Raw genomic sequence first — 883 nt, 5'->3', positions numbered from 1 at the left:
CAACGGTTTTGTGTATGGTTAGTTGCGTGTTTAAGCAACTAATTTAGTAAACAAAAACGAACGCGAGAAAATTCCGAAGGAATTTTCCAAGTAGGCAACGACCAAAGCAATTAATTATACACGGTGTTGGCAACTGGCTTTTTTATTAATAATCTTGAACTAAAACTTCAGTCGGAATATGAAGTGTTGAATTCAATTTCCTTATCATTCCTAAAGTCAGTTTACGTTTTTTGCTTAAAATTTCACTGACTCTACTTTTGAATCCGACGACTTCTGCCAAATCCTTTTGTTTCATTCCCATTTGTTCCATTCGGAATTTGATTGCCTCAATTGGGTCAGGCATTCCGATTGGGAATTTTTCGTTTTCATATCTGTCAATCAAGATTGATAGGATTTCCAATTCATCTCCCTCGTCCGTTCCTTTTTTTGCATCAAAAATTTCCTCAAGTCTGTCGAGAGCTTTTTGATAGTCTTTTTCGTTTCTTATCGGTGATATTTTCATAATCAGATGTTATTTGCGTCTATTTTATCGTATTCTGCGTGAGTTCCAATGAATCTTATCCAGCATATTTGGTATTCAAAGTTGAATTTTACAATCAACCGATAATTGTTTCCCTTAATGTTATATACAATTCTATTATCTTTTAAAATACTTGCGCTTGGATAATCATTTTTTAATTCATTGATATTGTTCCATTCGGATTTTTCTGTTTCTCTGTACCACGACTTTAATTGTTCCTCACAATCAGCGTGTTTTTGCCAAAAATCCCGTAAAGTTCGTTTTGCTATTACTCGCACATTATACTTGTTTGTCGCAAATATAATAAAAAAGTTACCAAAATGGTAATATTTTAATTTTTTTTCAGCTTGTTGCCAACGGTCT

2 protein-coding genes are annotated in these 883 nt (G+C 33.3%); both read right to left on the bottom strand.

Going from position 1 to position 883, the window contains the following annotated elements; genetic code table 11:
- Positions 1 to 145 precede the first annotated feature (145 nt).
- Complete coding sequence (locus WA340_RS12830; RefSeq protein WP_336129378.1) at positions 146 to 502, bottom strand: helix-turn-helix domain-containing protein; 357 nt, start codon at positions 500 to 502, stop codon at positions 146 to 148.
- A gap of 2 nt (positions 503 to 504) precedes the next feature.
- Positions 505 to 798: a type II toxin-antitoxin system HigB family toxin gene (locus WA340_RS12825; RefSeq protein WP_336129379.1), complete on the bottom strand. Its 294-nt coding sequence runs from the start codon at positions 796 to 798 to the stop codon at positions 505 to 507.
- Between the last annotated feature and the right edge of the window lie 85 nt (positions 799 to 883).

The organism is Mesoflavibacter sp. CH_XMU1422-2 (genome assembly GCF_037029245.1).
Classification (GTDB): domain Bacteria; phylum Bacteroidota; class Bacteroidia; order Flavobacteriales; family Flavobacteriaceae; genus Mesoflavibacter; species Mesoflavibacter zeaxanthinifaciens.
The sequence above is the reverse complement of the archived record's forward strand: the minus strand, read 5'-3'. Positions and strand labels throughout refer to the sequence as shown.